The organism is Collinsella sp. AM18-10 (assembly GCF_003471585.1).
GTDB lineage: Bacteria > Actinomycetota > Coriobacteriia > Coriobacteriales > Coriobacteriaceae > Collinsella.
The window spans coordinates 49,451-69,274 of record NZ_QRJO01000011.1; the positions used below are offsets into that span (position 1 = coordinate 49,451).

General features: G+C 52.2%; 9 protein-coding genes and 1 pseudogene. All 10 read right to left on the bottom strand.

Features of this window, described 5'->3' with window-relative positions; genetic code table 11:
* Window positions 1-5 precede the first annotated feature (5 nt).
* Window positions 6-821, bottom strand: a complete 816-nt coding sequence (locus tag DW211_RS07440) for a glycosyltransferase (protein WP_118260096.1) — start codon at window positions 819-821, stop codon at window positions 6-8.
* Window positions 814-1,794: a glycosyltransferase family 2 protein gene (locus DW211_RS07445; protein ID WP_117776177.1), complete on the bottom strand. Its 981-nt coding sequence runs from the start codon at window positions 1,792-1,794 to the stop codon at window positions 814-816. Before DW211_RS07445 ends, DW211_RS07440 begins: the two co-directional genes overlap by 8 nt.
* A gap of 11 nt (window positions 1,795-1,805) precedes the next feature.
* Entirely contained in the window at window positions 1,806-2,198 is a 393-nt protein-coding gene (locus DW211_RS10440; RefSeq protein WP_117776176.1) for a GtrA family protein, read from the bottom strand.
* A gap of 20 nt (window positions 2,199-2,218) precedes the next feature.
* Complete coding sequence (locus DW211_RS10045; protein ID WP_147357251.1) at window positions 2,219-3,844, bottom strand: hypothetical protein; 1,626 nt, start codon at window positions 3,842-3,844, stop codon at window positions 2,219-2,221.
* A 142-nt stretch (window positions 3,845-3,986) separates the two neighbouring features.
* Window positions 3,987-7,151: a hypothetical protein gene (locus DW211_RS07455; protein WP_118260098.1), complete on the bottom strand. Its 3,165-nt coding sequence runs from the start codon at window positions 7,149-7,151 to the stop codon at window positions 3,987-3,989.
* 184 nt (window positions 7,152-7,335) lie between these two features.
* Window positions 7,336-10,371, bottom strand: coding sequence for a L,D-transpeptidase family protein (locus DW211_RS07460; RefSeq protein ID WP_118260100.1), 3,036 nt, complete (start codon window positions 10,369-10,371; stop codon window positions 7,336-7,338).
* Window positions 10,372-10,548: 177 nt separating this feature from the next.
* The gene (locus DW211_RS07465; protein WP_118260101.1) at window positions 10,549-13,407 is read right to left on the bottom strand and encodes a GH25 family lysozyme; all 2,859 of its coding nucleotides are present in this window, start codon (window positions 13,405-13,407) and stop codon (window positions 10,549-10,551) included.
* Between the two features lie 143 nt (window positions 13,408-13,550).
* On the bottom strand, window positions 13,551-16,667 hold the full coding sequence (locus tag DW211_RS07470; RefSeq protein ID WP_158568508.1) for an NlpC/P60 family protein: 3,117 nt from the start codon (window positions 16,665-16,667) through the stop codon (window positions 13,551-13,553).
* A 30-nt stretch (window positions 16,668-16,697) separates the two neighbouring features.
* Entirely contained in the window at window positions 16,698-18,818 is a 2,121-nt protein-coding gene (locus DW211_RS07475) for a C39 family peptidase (protein ID WP_233540972.1), read from the bottom strand.
* 45 nt (window positions 18,819-18,863) lie between these two features.
* Window positions 18,864-19,760 (bottom strand): annotated as a pseudogene (locus tag DW211_RS10445) (hypothetical protein); the annotation flags it as partial.
* Window positions 19,761-19,824: the final 64 nt, after the last annotated feature.

Genomic DNA, 19,824 nt, shown 5'->3' on the forward strand with positions numbered 1-19,824 from the left:
CAAAGTCAGTGAACGGAAAAATAAATCCGTTTAGCAATGTTCCTGATTGAGAGCGACAATTTACGAGCGGTTAAATCAACCGACGATATATTGATACCATCGAGTGAACAGATTGCTCGCACAAAATCAAACTCATCGCGTTTCAATTGCTCTTTTTTATCCTTAAAAAGTGAGTTCGTAGTAGATTCGTTACACACTCTAAAATAGGAATAAATTGAGTCTAGATAGCAGACATCACCATTAAGTGATAGACGAATCCAATACTCCCAATCAGGGGAGTAACACAAAGAATCATTAAAGGGTCCAACCTTTTGCCAGCAATCTCTACGAAACATGACATTAGAAGGCTCTCCATAAATATTATGAGTTCGAAATGTCTTGCGGGCAAAATCAGAGCCTTTTAAAACCATATCCCGCTTAAAAGGTCTCCTCTTCATTGTAATGGCACCATTCGAGTCAATAACACATGAAGCGCTGAAGCAGAGGGAGCACTTTGGATTAGCATCCAGTGCTGCAACCTCAGACTCAAGAGCCCCGGGTAACAAAATATCATCCTGAAAGAGGAAATGAATATACTCGCCAGAAGATTTCTCAATGGCATTATTCCAGTTTCCAACAAGACCGAGATTACTGGCGTTTCTAAAAACCTTAATTCGAGAATCCGTTAGCTTGGAAACAATCTCAAATGTTCCATCAGTTGACTGATCATCGAAAATTAATAATTCGAAATCGCGGAAAGACTGGCTTAACACCGAATCAATTGCCTTCAAAATGTACTTAGCACCATTAAAACAAGGCATCAACACACTAACTTTAGGCATCCTTGTCCTCCTTATCGGACAAAAATTCCTCAATAAAATAGCGAGGACGATGCTTCGTCTCCATATAAGTCTTTCCAACGTACTCGCCGATGACACCCAAAGCCAAAAGTTGGAGTCCGCCAAGACACCAAATTGACATAATAATGCTTGTCCAGCCAACTTGTACATCGCCAATAAAATGACCAATTAAAAGATATACAAGTGCAAATAAACTAAAAATAGAAATGATTAAACCGGTGAGAGTAATTATCCTAATCGGTTTAGTACTAAAAGACGTTATACCTTCAAAAGCAAATGACAACATTTTACCGAGCGTGTATTTAGATTCGCCGGCAAACCTTTTCCCTCGCGAATAATAGACGCAGCAAGATTTGAAACCAACTAAAGGAACCAAACCACGAAGAAATAGATTAACCTCACGGAATTGAGACAATGCAAGAACAGCACGCTTGGACATCAATCTATAGTCAGCATGGTTATAAACAGCATCGACACCCAGCGAAGACTGTAAGCGATAAAAAGATTGTGCGGTAAAACGTTTTAGAAAGGAATCGCTAGAACGATCATTTCGTACACCATATACAACTTCATAGCCTTCGCGAGCTCTTGAAACCATTTCATCAAGCGCATTGATGTCATCTTGTAAATCAGCGTCCATCGATGCTATTAAATCAGCAAACTCCGCTGCCTTGTGTAACCCAGAAAGTAAAGCCTTCTGATGGCCACAATTCCTAGAAAGCTTAAGCCCACAGAATAAGGAATTAGATTGATGAAGACTTTCGATGATCTCCCAAGTCTTATCGGATGACCCATCGTCAACTAACAAAACCTTACTGTTCGCATTAATCTGAGACAATTTTACTAAAGTGGAAAACTTCTCAAAAAGCCTTTTAGAGGTTTCCCGCAAAACGCTCTCCTCGTTATAACAAGGAACCACGAGATAGAGAATCGGCAATATGTCCATCTTTGTCATGCAAGCACCTATCACTTAAATGCCCAATACTTACTTAAAATATAATTAAGAGGATAAGTTACAAACAAGTTAAGCAGTGGACCAAGAATAGAAGAAATTCCAAGCACACTAACCCAAAAGTACAAAAGGATGTTGTTGATAATCAATCCAGTAAAAGCACTCGAAGCAAGCAGCTTGGAAAAACTTGAAATAAGTGAACTCAAATCCGATCTCTCATTATCAAAAACAAATTTATTGTTCCAATAGAAGGAATTGATGACACCAGCAAAATATGAAACTATATTGGCGACAATATAGTTCACTCCAATAAAAAGGAGTGCCGCGTAGACTAAGTAAGAAACGATTGTATTTGAAAGTCCAACAATCGAAAACTTCAGAAATTGAATCACCGAATCTCGTTTCATTAAAGACCCTTTTCCCACTGTTATCTATAAAGGACATAAACAAAACAAGAGGTTCCATCATCGATTTGAGTATATCCGGGCAGTTTTTTAAAACCACTATATCCTAGTTCATCTTTCAGTTGAGAAAGAACCTCTTCTTCGCAGTCGTGATTATTCATGTAAACAACCAGATCATCAGAATCAATATAATTTCTATCGCAAAAACTGCTAATAGCTTTCTGATCAGGAATCAGCGCATGAATGCGAGACAATTTGGCAACTTCTAATAGCTTCGCAGTGAGCTGATAGTAATCATAAGAGACAAAGAGCCCCGTTGAACCCGCGTACTTCTCTACTGCGGCTTCATTGTCAGCAGATTTCGGATATAAATACAAAGCATTGGAAGAAAAGAAAACAGAATCTGCAGCAATAATTGCGCAAACAAATACAACAGAAACTAAAATAGTGCCCCGAAAATTGAAATCAGTATTATTTCTATAGCGAATTTGCAAATATCTAAATAGATACAAGAACATTCCAAATCCAAATAACAGTAATCCTGGATATGCTAAGCATATGTATCTTGACGAAGTAAAAGGAGATACATAGCAAGCTGTGACGTAAAAAACAAGGGATGAATTAAATAATAAAACTATATAAATCGACTCAGGATGCTCACGATTAATTTTTTTATTCCATAGTAAGTAGAAACAAAGGGCAATTGACAAACAGAAGCTGGCAATCAAAAGAAGCCTTGATCCGAAGAACAAATCAACGGACGACGAACCTAGAAATTGCCAAATTCGTCTAAGTAATACCATTACCCCTGATTGCGATGAGGCCGATTCGACATAGTGATTCCCAAACATGTTGCTTAATGCTGGAGGAAATATGATAAATGACAGACAAACCGATAAGACAATCGTGACTCCATATTTAAAGGAGAACATCCACCCTTTTCTTGCCCAAAAATAAATACTAAAAAAACAGGAAACAAAAAAGAGATAAATATAGAAATAGAAGTGGGTTAAAAACCCCAATAAAGAAATAACAAATAGGCGGAAATAAACCGATCGATTGGCGAAAGCAACATTAAACATATCGTATAACGTATCAAGAAATGCTAGGGCAAGTGTCACCAATAACAGATACATTCGAATGTAGGTCACTAGATTTAACGCTATGGGACTGAAAGCCCAAAGTGCCATTAAAATTAGAGCGACTGGCTTACTCTGAAACACTTTGTAAGAAAGCTTAAATAAAAATACTAAACTGAGTGAATAGAAACATAGATTAGGAACCAAGCCAAACCATTTGCTAAATTCATTCGGAAACAGTGAGCAAACGGTATGAATAATGAAAAAATAGAGAGGAGGATGTGCGTCATTACTCAGATTATATAAAACCGAATCAAACCGAAACACATGCCCTGTATCAACTGTCAAATAAGACTGAATGAACGTAGGATCCATCCAGTTGGCATCCATATTGTTTTCCCAAAAAATATGTGGAAAATAAAAACTATTCGAGAGGCCGAAAGTCCACAGCTCGTCAACATGAAACCCTGTTTTCAAATTGCAATAATAAATTGCGACTAATAACGCAGCCACAAACATTACAGCAAATAAAACGCCATAAGACTTGCATCGTTTTGCACATGAATTCATAAACGAGTCCCTACAATTAATTAGTAGCTAAACTAAAGGAGTTTACGAAAAATCATAAACTCCTTCAAGATTAAACTAATACAGTTGGACTAAACCACTGAATTACTGCAATAGCGGATAGATGATAGACTTACATCACTTACTATTTATCAACCAACTTAACCTCAAACGCTTCCATATGCAGGGCTTCTCCAGTCGTACCTGCGCACTCGCCCGATTTAACCCAATCGAGCCAACCCTTGCCCTGCACATGCGCCCTATAAACAACGTCATAATGCTTGGAGAGATCACCCGTAAGCTTAATTTCTACAGCTTCAATAGAAAGAGACTTACCCGTGGTGCCGGCCAGCTTGCCGTTCTTGACCCACTTTTGCCAGCCGATATTCTGAACGTGAGCTCGATACTCGATGTTACCGGAATACCCAAGGTCGGGCTTGCTAATCGTCAACGCCTCAATAGCAAGATTTCGACCAGTTGTGCCCGCCGTCATGCCCTCATAAACAGGTTCCTGCCAACCAAGGTTTGAAACATGAGCCTTAATCGAAAACGTTCTCTGAATAGAAGGCTGATTCGTATCCCCTGGAGCAGGCGAACCCTTTTCAACCAAAACGACCTGGTATGCCTCGAGCCTCAAGCCAAACCCAGTCGTTCCGGCAACCTGATCATTGCAGGCCCAACCAAGCCAGCCCTTGTCCTGAACATGAGCACGATAGTAAACGTCATAACGATTAGCCTTCTCACCAGTAAGTCGAATTTGAATAGCCTGGACAGACTTGCTCTGACCCGTAGTACCGGAAACTTCTCCCTCTTTCACATAATCTTGCCAACCGTAATCGGAAACATGCGCCCTGTACTCCAAGCTGCCATCGTAGGGAGCATTCTGCAGGTTGAGAGTAATAGCCTCGACGGCTTTGGACTGACCAACGGTGCCAGAAACACTTCCGCCCTTGGAAGCCGACTGCCAACCGTCATTCGAAACATGCGAAGTTGCCAACACATCAAGCGAGCCTCGTGACACCTTGACGACGTCGTAGCCAGACTCACCCTTTTTGAAATAAGTCAAAGCACCGCTATCGTGCGAATAGATAGCGAAGTCGTAATTGGTCGTAGCAAGTATGGCATCCGAAAACTCCACGAGATAACAGGAGTCACCTTGCATGCAAAGGGACCTGATAGCCGCGTCTGAGTCCTCAGTAATAGGCGAAGCAAACCAATCCATAATCGAATAATCGATAGCAGCGCCGGGCTTCAACGCTTCTGACTTCGTAGAATTCCAAAGTCCACCGGCAGCATCGGCACTAGCCGAGTTATACGTGCTAGATCCATAGCCAGACAGGCCAATCTCCGGATTAAAGAAAAGGATCAGCTCTGCAGCAACAGACGAATCGACATCGGTTATACCAAGACGGTCAAGCTGCTCCTGCTTTTGGGGATACATGCCCGTCGGTGTGTTCGGATGCCCCTTGTAATAATACAAATAGTCATCGCCATAGATAACTTCCGTCAAGTTGGCATAGTCGTCAAAATTCTGCTCATAAGAAACGTACGTTCCAAGCAGCATCATTACCTTTTTACCCTGTTGAGTCGCCGCATCAAAATAACCATCATTAAAGTTGTAGAGGGCCTTAAACGCTTGGACCGTATCTTCTCCCCTAATCTGCAGGCTCGTAAGCATGCCCGAAACGTTCACCTTCTTAACGTTAGGATCGGATGCAATCTTATTCGCAAAGGCATTATTGTCACCACTCGTAAACAGATTAGTTCGAGTCATCCACCACTGAGTGCCAGGCTCAATACTGAGCACAGCATACATAGAATCCCAGTGGTCGTGATAATCGCTATACGACTTTGACACCTCACCGGTTTCGTATTCCTCATTCTTGGCAGCGTTCCATAAAGCAATCAGTTCCGCTTGCTTAGAATCTGGATCCTTAACGTCGAAGGCCTCGTTGGTAAATACATACGTGGCAGATCCATCGGACAACAGCCGAATGGAGTATTGGCCAGTGGGAATCTTATTGGCGTAAATCATCCTATGGATCAACGAGCAGGTGATGTCATTGATATACAGATTGAACTTTGCCTTGGGGTTGATCTTGAAGAGAGCAGCGACATAATCCGCGAACGCCTGATAGCTTGAACTAGAAGCATTCTCCTCATGAGTCAGATACGGAAGGCCATACATCCCGGATGGAAGCGAGCTCCAGTTATAGGCATTTGGGCGATCGAGCATTACGATTGACGGAATGGTCGTTCCAGCAGAAGAGGTGCTGATGTCCCAGAAAGATAGCGAATAGAGAACAACGGGGAAAGAAGCACTCAAAGGGGCAAGGTTGTATTCACTCGCAGAAATGCCGATTGGCTGATGGTCCTCATGAACGATATTTCCGTTCTTCAAATACTGCAACGTAACGTCAAACGGACCATAATCGTTAAATTCAATTTCGCTGGAGCTGGAATCCAAATCTCCGAGTGCAATCGTACTTGAAACGGAACGGGTGACCTTCCCTCCATACGACATGGAGCCCGCCACCCTTATCGAATCAGCGATGCCGAGTCGTTTTATATCCTCGACCTGCGGAATATTCAGGGTTACTTTAGTCGTCTCCCCAACCTGAGAAAGAGAGCAATTAAAGACATACGGGACATAGGCACCAGCGGTATCACCGGGCGCCGCATCACCCTTCTTTACAATGACGATCTGTATTGCTTCAACGGCATAAGACCAACCGGTGGTTCCCGCAGTCGACCCATTTGAGGCCCAACCAAGCCAACCGAAATTTGAAGCATGAACGCGATAATACAGGTCATAAGAAGCTGCCCTATCACCCGTCAGCTTAAGCTCGACGGCTTCAATCTGAAGGCCCTTTCCCGTTGTGCCGGAAATAGCTCCGTTGGAAACCCAATCCTGCCAGCCTTCATTTTGCACATGCGAGCGGTATTCGATACCAAGGTCCTCTGAATTAGGAAGAGAAACTCTGAGCGCCTCAAGCCTACGAGACTGGCCCGTTGTGCCAGAGATCGAACCATTCGATGTAAACGTCGACTCCCAGCCAATGCCAGAAATATGAGATTTATAGCTGACATCCGGGATCTCCTCTTTGGACTCCACGGCAGTATCGATCGAAGGCGCTGATTCATCGGCTACAACAGCAGTTTGATCCGAAGAGTCTGATTGGGCCTCTGGAACGGATTCATATTCGTTGGTACCAACATTTTGATCCGCCCAACAAGCCAAAGGGCTCAAAAGCAGCATCGACATGAAGCAGGAAATCAGAACAACAAATGCTCTAAATTGCCTTTTCAAGAGAATCGCCTCCTAGATAGACAGCCGTCAGTAACCATACTATCGGGAGTAGGCTTCATTATTGCCACCAATTAGGTGAACGAAGAAAAAGGAGCCCATCTAAAGGAAAGGGCCCTTTCCCGTTGCCAAGACTACGGCAACAGGAAAGGGCCCTCCAACAAACTCTCGGCGTTTACGGGAATAACTAGTAGATTACCACCTTGGTAGCCAGAGGCACATTATCCCAAATCCATTTAGCGCGATCGATAGGCAAACGCACGCAGCCTTGTGAAATATGCATTCCCATCCGGCCGTCCATGGGATTAAAAGTTCCCTGGTAGTACGGTATTGAATGGAACAGATAGTCCCCGTAAAACTGCGTATAGTAGTAGCAGGTATACCCATGCCCAAACGAGTAGCCCTTGCCGGTGACGGTATACTCACCCGTAGGCGTTGGAGTACTAGGGGCACCAGTAGAGCAAGTCCAATATTGAGCATAACTCCACGACCCGCGCTGTCCACGAAAAACTCCAAGGCGGCATGCTTGCCTGTCAACAGTAATGAGCCAGTTTGTATTGCTCGAATATCTATTAGCCCGATTAAGCACGGTCATCATGTCCGCAGGCAGTAAGGGCTGATCGGTAAACGGGCGCCCAGTAGGACCGGGAGCACCAGCGCCTTTGGGAACAATCTTCACTTGAACCGACTCGACTCTGCAGCCTATCGTAGATGTGCCCGCAGGCTGCCCGTTTGAAGCCCAATCGAGCCATCCGAAGTCTTGGCAATATGCTCGATACCAAACATCAAAGTAGTTCGATAAATCACCGGTCAACCTGATCTTAAGAGCCTCGGTACGCTTTGCGCGGCCTACCGTGCCAGCGACATTCCCATTGGAAGCCCAGCCTTGCCAACCCACATCCTGCACATGAGCAGAGTACTCAATACCGCCCGATACGCTACTGGAAACACTTAGCTTCAGTGCCTCAATCGCAAGTGATCTGCCAGTCGTACCCGCAACACCGCCATTACCAACAGGATTCATCCAGCCAAGTGTGGCGACATGTACTTGAAGCGTCAGAGCTGGCGCCGAGATCAATGCGAGCTTAGACGAAGTGCCAGGATCCCCGCCCTTCGCCACAAGCTTAATTTGAACAGCTTCTATCTGGATATTAAGCCCGATAGTTCCGGCGGAATCGCCGTTTTTGGCCCAACCCAACCAGCCATAACCAGCCGAATGAACTCGATAGTAAATGTCATATTGATTCGCGAGGGGACCATTTAAGCGCAGTTCAAGAGCCTGAATGGCCAATCTTTGTCCAACGGTCCCAACATAACCGGCAGACTGCCATTCCTGCCAACCAATATTGGCAACATGGGCCCTCGCCTCAATAAGAGAGCCATCATCCACACCGGCAAACGACACGTTTAAAGCTTGAAGCGGAAGCGATTTTCCCGTTGTGCCGGCATCCTGCCCATCCAAAACAGATGGAGACCACCCACGGTTAGCCGAATGGGCCTGATATATAACGTGGGCGCAATCGACGGAAGTATCGGAAACAAATGCTCCGTCCGTTATCCCGGGAGCGCCGGCGCCTTTACTGACAATCCTTACTTCGACAGCCTTAAGGAATGAACCCGATATCGTTGCCCCCGCATCCGAGCCATTGCACGCCCAACCAAGCCATCCTTTTTTGGAGTCAAAACATCGATACCAAACGTCATAGGCTTTAGACAAATCTCCAGTAAGAGCCAATCTCACCGCCTTTAAAACACGCCCATCGTTTTTAGAGTTAAGCGCAGCACCGCCAGAAACAGCACCGCTCCATCCGCCAAATTCAAAGAAGCCGGAATAGTCAATTGAGCCTAAAATCTCTTGATTATCAAACGAAATGGAGAGCGAGGTTAAAGGTTCAGAGCCGTTCTCGGAGCCAAATAGGATTGATTTGCCTTGTACGGAGCCCAGGCTTTTACCGTTAAGACCAAGCGAGCTCCCGCTTAGAACATCCGTAGCTCCAATGAAATGGTTCGACGTATCGCCGGGAGCAGAGCCGCTTTTTTCGACCAATAAAATCTGAACACCCTGAATGGCGGCACCCTTCCCCACCGAGCCCGCAGGAGACCCGTTAGACGTCCAGCCCAGCCATCCGCCCAATTTGGAAGCATACACACGGTACCAAATGCCATAAGTTGCAGATATCTCGCCGTTCAGCTTAAACTGAACGGCCTCAATGGACCGAGACTGCCCGGTCGTGCCAATGACGCCTGAAGACCAGCCTTGCCAACCAATGCCAGAGACATGCGCACGAGAGGAAATGGAGCCTCCGCGATCATACCAATTAACGCTGAGCGACAGCGCCTCAATTGCATTTCTTGAGTCAATAACCCCCGATGTCTTTCCGTCCGCGACAGCGCCCATCCATCCAACATTAGAGACATGAGATCGATAGGAAACGGTAGGCGGTTCCTGAGAATGATCCCTAAAGGCATCGCCTCGCGTTGGCGCATCTTGAGCATTTTTTGGAAGCACCTTAATCTGAATAGCTTCGATCTGATAAGCATAGCCCTGCGTTCCAGCAGGCTCACCATTTGAGGCCCAGCCAAGCCAACCAACATTTGCAGAATGAACACGATACCAAATGTCATACGAATCAGAAAGACCGCCCGACAAAGATAGCTTGATCGCCTCGATGGCTCGCGACTGTCCAACTGTTCCAGATGCCTGCCCGTTACCCACCGGCTGAGACTCCCAGCCGATCCCGGAAATGTGAGATTGGACCGAAATGCTGTCATTCCCCAGCGGGGTGCCATCCTGTGAAAGCAAATTAATCTTGAGGGCCTCGACGCGCTTAGCACGGCCTGTAGTGCCCGCCGTCATTCCATTTGAAACGGGAGCTTGCCAGCCAATATCCTGTACATGAGTCTGGTATGAAACAGAGCCAAACACAGTGGATACATCATTTTCGGGTTTCGCCGAATCAGTTGCATTGGAGGCAGGCTCGCTAGAAACGGATGAGGGAGAATCATTGTCTGACACAGTCGGCTGCTCGACTTCAATCCCATGCTGTTCGTCATTTAAGACAAAGCTCTCGTCTTCCGAGCTGCTGGCAGAACTATCGATATAATCAGTGGATTCCGGTTGCACAGGTAAAGAATCAGCCCAGACGGAAAGGGGCGTCAGAAGACACTGAAGGATCAGTAATGGCGTCATTGCCGTTGCTAGCAGTCGTTGCGTCTTTTTCATTCGACTCCCCCATCAATCGACCATCTTTAGCATCATTATTTATCGTTTCGGCAATTGCTTAAATACCGAAAACGCGAATGGCACTTAAATAGAAACGAACGGACCGTTGCAAAACGACCCGTTCGTTTAAATCAGAGGATCTACCAGAACCTGTGTGAAGACATGACCTTCGATCAACTATGCAAGCGGCACGTTGTCATACCAACCCCATTTTGGCTTATATGAGGTGGAATAATAATTCAACCAGTACGCCATATCGAGCGTCCTGATCCGACCGACATTATCCATAACCTGGTTATTACCGATGTAGAGACAAACGTGACCGTAAATTCCGCCCATATATGTATGCGTATGCGAAGGAACGGCAATGACCATTCCAACCTTCAGCTGAGAATAATCGGTATATTTACAATAGTCCCAGTAGTAATCGCAGGCGTCCGTATGAACATTCCTAAATCCGGCACGCTCATAAATATCTGCAATCCACTCAGAGCACAAACCAGGACCAGGAGAGGGTACCTGTCGAGCAAGCTCTACAATCTTCTTCTGCATTGGATTTGCAAGCGTAAAAGGTTGCCCAAGCAAACACGGCGAAATGGTAGTTCCGGGTGCATTGGCACCTTTTCTTGTAAGGCGCACCTGGACGGCCTGAACGTGCACCCCATAGCCGGTACTGCCGGCAACAGCACCATCTTTAGCCCAACCAAGCCAGCCGACGCTATCAACATGAACCCTATACCAAACATCGAAGTAAGATGCCAAGTCACCTGATAGAGAGATTTTGATAGCCTCAACCGAATTGGACTCAGTGGTAGACGAAAGCTGTCCTCCGTTTGATTTGCCAGAAGTCCAGCCTACATTTGAAAAATGTAGTTGATAATTAATCCCGCCGGCAACAGATGAAGTAGTTTTAGCCGAAAACCCGGTGATGGGAATTCCCTGACCAGTTGTACCGGACACCTCTCCGGCAGAAACAGTATTCTGCCAAGCACCTTTCACCCGAGAGGAATACGTCACCGTAGGTATTTCAAGATGAGAATACCCCGACGTATCAGGATGGGAAGCGCCCTTCTTAATGAGCTTAATCTGAATAGCTTCGAGGGAACACGACATACCGGTGGTGCCGGCCTCCTCGCCGTCCTTGGCCCAGGCCATCCAGCCGATGTTGGAGGCGTGGACGCGGTAGTAGACGTCGTAGTCCCTGGCGAGGGAGCCCGTGAGCCTCAGCCGCACGGCCTCGACGGCGCGGCCCTGTCCGGTGGTGCCGCCCTCGGAGGCCGAGGGGGTGTCCCAGCCCTGCCAGCCGATGCCCGAGACGTGGGCGTTGATCCGGACGGAAGAGCCGTCCGAGTAGTCGGAGCTGTCGAGCGAGAGCTTGAGGTCCTCGAGGGCGAGGCCGCGGCCGGTGGTGCCGGCGGTCCCGCCGTCCGAGACGGCGCCCTGCCAGCCCACGTTGGAGACGTGGGCGCGGTAGGTCAGGGACATGGGCTTCTTCTTGAAGGCGTAGTCGACGTTGGCGCCGTCGGACGAGGGGGCGGCGTCGCCCTTCTTGACGAGCCTGATCTGGACGGCCTCGACGCTCCTGCCGAAGCCCGTGGTGCCGGCCTCCTCGCCGTCCTTGGCCCAGGCCATCCAGCCGATGTTGGAGGCGTGGACGCGGTAGTAGACGTCGTAGTCCCTGGCGAGGGAGCCCGTGAGCCTCAGCCGCACGGCCTCGACGGCGCGGCCCTGTCCGGTGGTGCCGCCCTCGGAGGCCGAGGGGGTGTCCCAGCCCTGCCAGCCGATGCCACTTACATTTGCGTTAATTTGCACAGAGCCATCTTCAACGGGATTCAGGATGCTGACCTTAAGATCCTCCACTGATTTAGACTGCCCCGTTGTGCCAGCTGTAGACCCGTCGCGCTTGCTGCTCATCCAGCCAATATTCGAGACATGCGCCTCATACTGAATATGCATCTTGCTGTCGTCTACGTTCAAAAAAGAACCGTTGAAGCAATAGTTCATGTCACAGCGTCCGTTAACGCCCGGGACATTGCCGCTGCTTGAATACTGCCAGAAACTGTAGCTGCCAGCATAATCGCAACGCCAATTATATTGAGCGACCCAATGGTCATAACCGCTCAGAGACGGACTATCCAAGTAGTTGTTGAGCCAGTTAAGGTTCGCATAGATACCCGACTTAAAGCCAACAGCCTCCATACGGTTGCAAAAAGCCTGCGCAATCTGGGCGAGCTTATCTTTGCTGAAATTTGGATCCTGCAGGATATAGTTATCCTCAAGATCGTAATAAACGGGAAGCGACGGATGATGGCCACCGAGCCAAGCAAGTGTCCTGTCTGCCTCTTTATTGGCATCCTCTACAGAACGGGCATAGGAGTAGTAATACACACCATAAGGAATACCGAGGCGCTCACATTCAGCAGCATTCCTCTCAAAAGAATCGTCAGGTTTTCCGTAAACAGGTCCAACCTTGAGAATGGCAAAATCAATCCCAGCGGCCTTAACCTTATTCCAGTCGACAGTCCCTTGATGATTGCTGACATCGATACCACGCGCAACGGCACCATTTGGCAAAGCATCGTCAGACAAAGACTGCACATCGATGTCGTCGCCGCCCGCATTGATGAGGACACCGTTTTCATAACGCCAAGAGTTAGGCTCTAGGGAGTCGGATTCAGAGGAATCTGTCTCGATGGAAACATCGTCCGAAGCCTCACCATCAGAATCATCAGTGCCCGGCTCATCAGCACCAACCCCAGCCTGATCGTCGGAAATAAAGTCTGAATCCTCGTCAGGACGAGCAGCATTTGCATCGTCGCCGTACCATTCGGTTTGACCTTGGGAATCCGAAGCATCAACCTGTGTTCCCTGGGAAATTTCATCTTGGGATCCGCGCTCTTCAGACGCTTGAGATGTCGATCGCGAGATAGTGCCAGATTCAGCTAACAGCGCATAAGCACAGTAAGGCTGAGCGACTTGCGACCAAATCATTACTAGCGCGCAAGCCAAAACCGCATACGCTTTTAGACGTTTCATGTATATCCCCCAAGATAACAGCTGGATACAGCGACACAATCAATGGTTATATTACCGCACTTCATAGAACACTTTTTGAGCTTGGAAAAGAATGCCACCGACACAAAAAGAGGCGCTCCTATTACGGAGCGCCTCAATAGGCTCTATGCAAAAGGTCTTGCGGCACCGATCACACGACCGGGAGCGTTAACCGAACGTTCGGTAACTCCAATTCCCGGCCACGAATCAATAATTCGACCGTTTCCGATATAGATTCCAATATGACCCTGGTAGTAGACCACATCTCCCCTCTGCATGGCAGAGGTGCTAACCGGCATAAATGTGTTGTTGCGATACCAATTCATGGAGTTATAGGTTTGCTCGGGCAACCAACGATGGTTATAGGGGTTATACCAACCCATATCCATGCCAGTCGCATACAGACATTGCAGTACCAAGCCTGAGCAATCAACCGCATCTCCCGGCCAAGAAGACCAAGGCTCGATATAACGAGTTCCAATATATTCACGAGCACGCTGGATAAATGCATTAATGCAGTCCTGGCGCGAAGCGTTATAAGAAATACGGGAAGGCGTGACGTACGTAAAGTATCCGGTGCAATACGAAGGAAGCTGCACGCTGTTGCAATTAACCTTTGGATAAGAACCGGGGGTCTGATATCCCATATATCGATAGGTCTCAAAATACGAATCAAACGTAGAGCCCGGTGCGGAAGCGCCCTTGGGGACAATCTTTACCTGTAAGGCCTGAACAGGAATGCCAAGCTTCGTGGTACCCGCCGGTGATCCATTTTTGGTCCAGCCAAGCCAACCATAATTTGACACATGGACGCGATACCAGACATCAAAGTAATTGGAAACCTCGCCAGTCAAGTTAATCTTGACGGCCTGGATTTGCTGTCCTTGGCCAACAGTTCCCGATGTAGCCCCATCTGAAACAGCAGATTGCCAACCGATATTGGATACATGAGCGGAATACGAAATGCCGCCGCTCATGGAACTATCGGAGAGCGACAGCTGCATGGCTTCTATGGCGCGGCTCTGTCCAACGGTACCAGCGATCTCGCCGCTGCCAACGGCCGCTTTCCAGCCAAGACCGGAACAGTTCGCCTTAGCCGAAAAACCAGGAAGCTGAATCAACGCAGCATGATCCTGAGCGGGAGCATCGAATGAACCTTTAGCAACCAACTTAACTTGAATTGCTTCAGCCTGCTTAGACAACCCAACGGTGCCAGCTGCAGCATCATTTTTAGCCCAACCAAGCCAGCCATAATCCGCCGCATGAATACGGTAGTAGATATCGTATTTTGAGGCGTCGTTGCCGGTCAGTCTTAATTTAACCGCCTGAATTGCGAGACCCCTGCCAACAGTGCCAGCATAGTCAGCACCCGAGACGTATGGCTGCCAGCCGATATTCGCAACATGTGCCGACACTTCGACGGAGGCATCGATGCCCTGAGTTGCAACATACAACGCCTGCAGGGAGCGGGACTTGCCCGTCTGGCCGGCGGTTTCACCGTTGCCAACAGGAGCCAACCAGCCCGCAGAAGCAACGTGCGCCTGAGAAACAAGACCAATTCCAGACGTTTCGATAAACGCATTGGCAGTGGAGCCAGGCGAAGACTGGCCCTTACTCACAAGCGCAATTTCAATGCCGCACAAACCGGAAGAGCCACCAGAAACGCCACATGCCTGACCATTTGACGTCCAGCCCGTCCAACCATTACCGGAATCGCATGCTCGATACCAAATGTCGTAATTGGCAGCGAGCTGGCCGCTCAGCGACAACTTAATCGCTTTAACAGGAGCTCCTGATACTGCTATAGCAGCACCGCCATCCGTTGACGAGGCGCCCCAGCCTGAATACCCATCCATAACGGAATAAGAAATAGACCCGTTATCAGTTTGACCGGCAACGCTCAGGACAATAGAGTTCAGCAGCTTAGCGCCATTGCCTCCGATCGTGGCCTTTTGACCGGAAGAGGAGCCAAGACTCTCCCCAGAAACGGCCGATCCGGAAACCGTAACAGCATCTGGATCGCCGATAAAGACCTTATCCGATGAACCGGGCGCTGGTCCGCCTTTCTCGACAAGAGCCGCTTTGACGGCTTCGATAGCCCTGCCCTTACCGGCAGAACCAGCGGCAGCACCATTGCAGGCCCAATCGAGCCAGCCTATGCCTGACACATGAGCGCAATACCAAATGTCATATTTCTCGGCCGCCTCACCGGTCAAACGAATCTGGACGGCCTCAAGCCGCTGCGCCTTACCAGTCGTGCCGCAGCGCCCCGCAGACCACTGTTGCCATCCAATATTCGACACATGACCACGAAGTTCAATGGCGCCGGAATGACCATACCAGTCAAGCTGGGCCTCGAGCGCTTCCATGGGAAGGGCCCTGCCAGTCGTCCCTGCAATAGACCCGCTCCCTACGGGGGACATCCATCCTATATTCGCCGTATGCGAGCGGACAGAAATCGAAGCGGGATCATCAACACGATTCTTGAAGGGCGTGGACGTGTCGCCCGGGGCGGGTTCGCCCTTGGGCAGGACCGCGACCTGGACGGCCTGGACGGCGCGGCCGTAGCCCGCCGAGCCGGCGTCGGCGCCGTCGCACGCCCAGCCGAGCCATCCGAACTCGGCGGAGTGGACGCGGTACCAGACGGTGTAGCGGGCCGACAGGTCCGCGGACAGCCTGACCCTCAGGGCCTCGACGGCGCGGGACCGGCCGGTGGTGCCGGCGGTGCCGCCGTTGCCGACGGCGGCCTGCCAGCCGACGTTGGAGACGTGGGCCTCGACGGATATGGCATTTGCAACCTGCTCTTGAGAGGAAGCCCCGTCCACTTCGAGTGAGATTTTCAGTGCCTCAAGATTCAAGCCTCTACCCGTCGTTCCGGCAGTCTTGCCCGAACCAACTGGATTCATCCAGCCGATATTCTGCACATGGGCAGAAACGCTTACGTTTTTGACGGTCAGCTGATCGCTTAAAGCTGAATCATCAGCAACGACTTCGCCTGCCTCTTCGGATGAAGCCTGTTGCGCGTCTTGAGGCTTGCTAACCACAGGTGAAGCATCCAATTCTTGTCCCTCAGACACTGACCTGTCTTCGATAGCGGTCGAGTCATCAGAATAGAAATTTGTTGAGTCAACAGATCCGTTAATTAAATTATCGGCATATGCAGCGGTCACAACCCATGTTTGACTCACGAGCAACACGACAGCCATGAGAATAGAAACGGACACATCAAAGAGACGTCTCACGATTCCACCTTCCTTCATCTATTAACGAACCTACTTAAGAACAACCGCTTGGGCTCCCCGTTGCGAGTATAGCGAAGCGATGCGTTCAGCAGAGTTAGAGACATAGCCAGAGAGCGAATCGGCAATGTAAACGGTACCCAGGGAACGATTAAAGCCTCTTAAAACAACGGTATGAGAGTTGGTATACGTTCGATAAATCCTTCCGCCATATGCCTGAGTCGCATAGCATCGACCCAAATTCTGCATGCCTATCGTCGACCAGATAATAACGGGATGTCCGGCTTCCAAATAGGAATAAAGATCATAGAAACCAGTGCCCGTGACGTCATACGCCCGCAAGCTGCTTCCACGACTAATCAAAAAAGAATTAGCCGTGTTGGTCAATCCAGGAGCGGATATGCAGTTTCCGTTCGAAGCGCTATGCGGATTACCCCAAAACGCCGTAACAAAATCCCAACTGCTCTTAGGCATATACGCATCTGCAATGACGGTTTTGCCCAGCCCAAATCCGTAATAGTTGAGCGCATTAGTCAATGCAACGGACTCGCAACCAGTAGGAAGCTCGGGATTCTGCATTGTGCAAGGAACGTTGAGGACAACCGAATTCGGGTGCAAGGGGCGATCCCTGTACGCGCCCTCCGTGGGGCCCGGCGCCGCCGAGCCCTTCGCGAGGATGCGGACCTGGAGCGCCTCGACGCGGTAGCCGATGCCGGTCGTGCCGGCGCGGGCCCCGTCGCTGGCCCACCCGAGCCAGCCGTAGTCCTGCACGTAGGCGCGGTACCACACGTCGTAGTACTCGGAGAGGCCGCCGGTCAGGCGCATCTTGACGCACTCGGCCGCCCTGCCCTGGCCGGTGGTGCCGGCCACGGCGCCGTCAGAGACCTCGTCCTGCCAGCCGATGCCGGAGACGTGGGCGCTGTAGGACAGGCCGCCGGAGACCGGCGAGGAGACCTCGGCCGAGATCGCCTCTACGGCGCGGGCCTGGCCGGTGGTGCCGGCGGTGCCGCCGTTGCCGACGGCGGCCTGCCAGCCGACGCCCGAGACGTGGGCCCTGAGGCTGAGCGAGGGGACGGAGAGCTCGGCGGGGGCGCCCGACGATGGGGCGTCGCCGCCCTTCTCGACGAGGACGACCTGGAGCGCCTCGGCCTGGACACCGAGGCCCTCGGTGCCCGCGGCCTCGCCGTCCTTGGCCCAGCCGAGCCAGCCGTAGCCCGCCGCGTGGACGCGGTACCAGACGTCATAGGAATCGGAGACGGGGCCGGAGAGGGACACCCTCACGGCCTGGACGGCGCGGCCCTGCCCCACCGTGCCGGCGTAGGAGGGGGCGGAGGCGGCGTCCTGCCAGCCGATGCCGGCCACATGGGCCGCGACGGAGACGGAGCTCCCCTCGCCCGCCCCCTCGAGGGAGGCGCGCACCGCCTGGAGCGCGAGGCCCCTGCCGGTCGTGCCGACGTCCTCGCCGCCGCCCACCGCCTGCAGCCAGCCGCGCTCCGCGACATGGCCCTGCAGGACGAGCGCCGGGCCGGAGGCGGCGCCGGAGACGAAGGCCCCCTCGGTCGGGCCGGGGGCGGCGCCGCCCTTCGCGACGAGAGCGACCTGGACTGCGGTGAGGCCCGAGGCGCCCGACTCGACGCCGGAGGGCTCGCCGGAGCTCGCCCAGCCGGTCCAGCCGCGCGCGGAGTCGCAGGAACGGTACCAGACGTCGTAGCGCTCGGCGAGGCCGCCGGACAGCTCGAAGCGGACGGCCTTGAGCTGGAACCCGCCGCCCGTGGCGACGAGCTGCGCCCCGTCGGAGCTGGACTCCCCCTGCCAGCCGGAGCCGAGCAGGAGGCCGCGGTAGCCGACCGACCCGTCGGACTCGAGGTTGTCGACAACGGCAGCGACGGAGCCCAGCACGGGCCCCTTCTCGGAGCCGAGCGTCAGGACCCCGCCGGAGAACGACGAGCCCGCCGGCGAGCCGGAGACGGAGAGGGCCGAGCCGGACAGGCGCTCGCCGGCGCCGCGGAAGGCGCCGCCGACCGGGCCCGGCGCGGCGCCGCCCTTGGGGACGAGCACGACCTGGACGGCCTGGACGGCCTTCGACAGGCCCACCGTGCCCGCGGACGCGCCGTCCTTGGCCCAGCCGAGCCAGCCGTAGTCGGAGCAGTGCACGCGGTACCAGACATCGTAGGACGAGGCGGCCTCGCCGGAGAGCCTGAACTGGAGCGCCTCGACCGCCAGGGAGCGCCCGGTGGTGCCGGCGGCGCCCGAGGTCCAGCCCTGCCAGCCGACGTTCGAGACGTGGGCCCTCACCTCGAGGGAGGAGGAGCCGTGCCCGTACCAGGACACGGAGCCCGAGAGGGCCTCGAGGGCGCGGCCCTGCCCGGTGGTGCCGGCCGCGGCGCCGTCCGAGACGGCGCCCTGCCAGCCGATGCCGGCGACGTGGGCGCGGTAGGAGACCGAGGGGGGCTCGGAGGACCTGTCGACGAAGGGCGTGGACGTGTCGCCCGGGGCGGGGTCGCCCTTGGGCAGGACCGCGACCTGGACGGCCTGGACGGCGCGGCCGTAGCCCGCCGAGCCGGCGTCGGCGCCGTCGCACGCCCAGCCGAGCCACCCGAACTCGGCGGAGTGGACGCGGTACCAGACGGTGTAGCGGGCCGACAGGTCCGCGGACAGCCTGACCCTCAGGGCCTCGACGGCGCGGGACCGGCCGGTGGTGCCGGCGGTGCCGCCGTTGCCGACGGCGGCCTGCCAGCCGACGTTCGAGACGTGGGCCTCGACGGATATGGCATCGGCGCCGAGGGGCTCGCCGGTCGACGCGTCGGACAGGACGAGGCGCAGCGCCTCGAGGGGGAGCCCCCTGCCGGTCGTGCCGGCGACCCCGCCGCCGGCGACGGCGCCCATCCAGCCGATATTGGAGACGTGGGCCGAGTACGAGAGCGAGACGGGCGCGGCCTCCTCGGCCCGGGCGGGCTCCGCCTGGCCCCCGCCGGCCTGTGGGGCCTCGGGCTGGGCGGCGGGCTCGCCGTAAGCCGCGGGCCCGCACAGGGCCAGGGCGGCCGCGAGCGCGAGCGCGACGACGGCCCCGGAAACTCGTTTCATGGAGCGCTTCATGGAAAATCCCCCTAATCTAGCAACGGTTTAGAGTCTACTAGATTGGGGGGACGCGAGCCAAGCC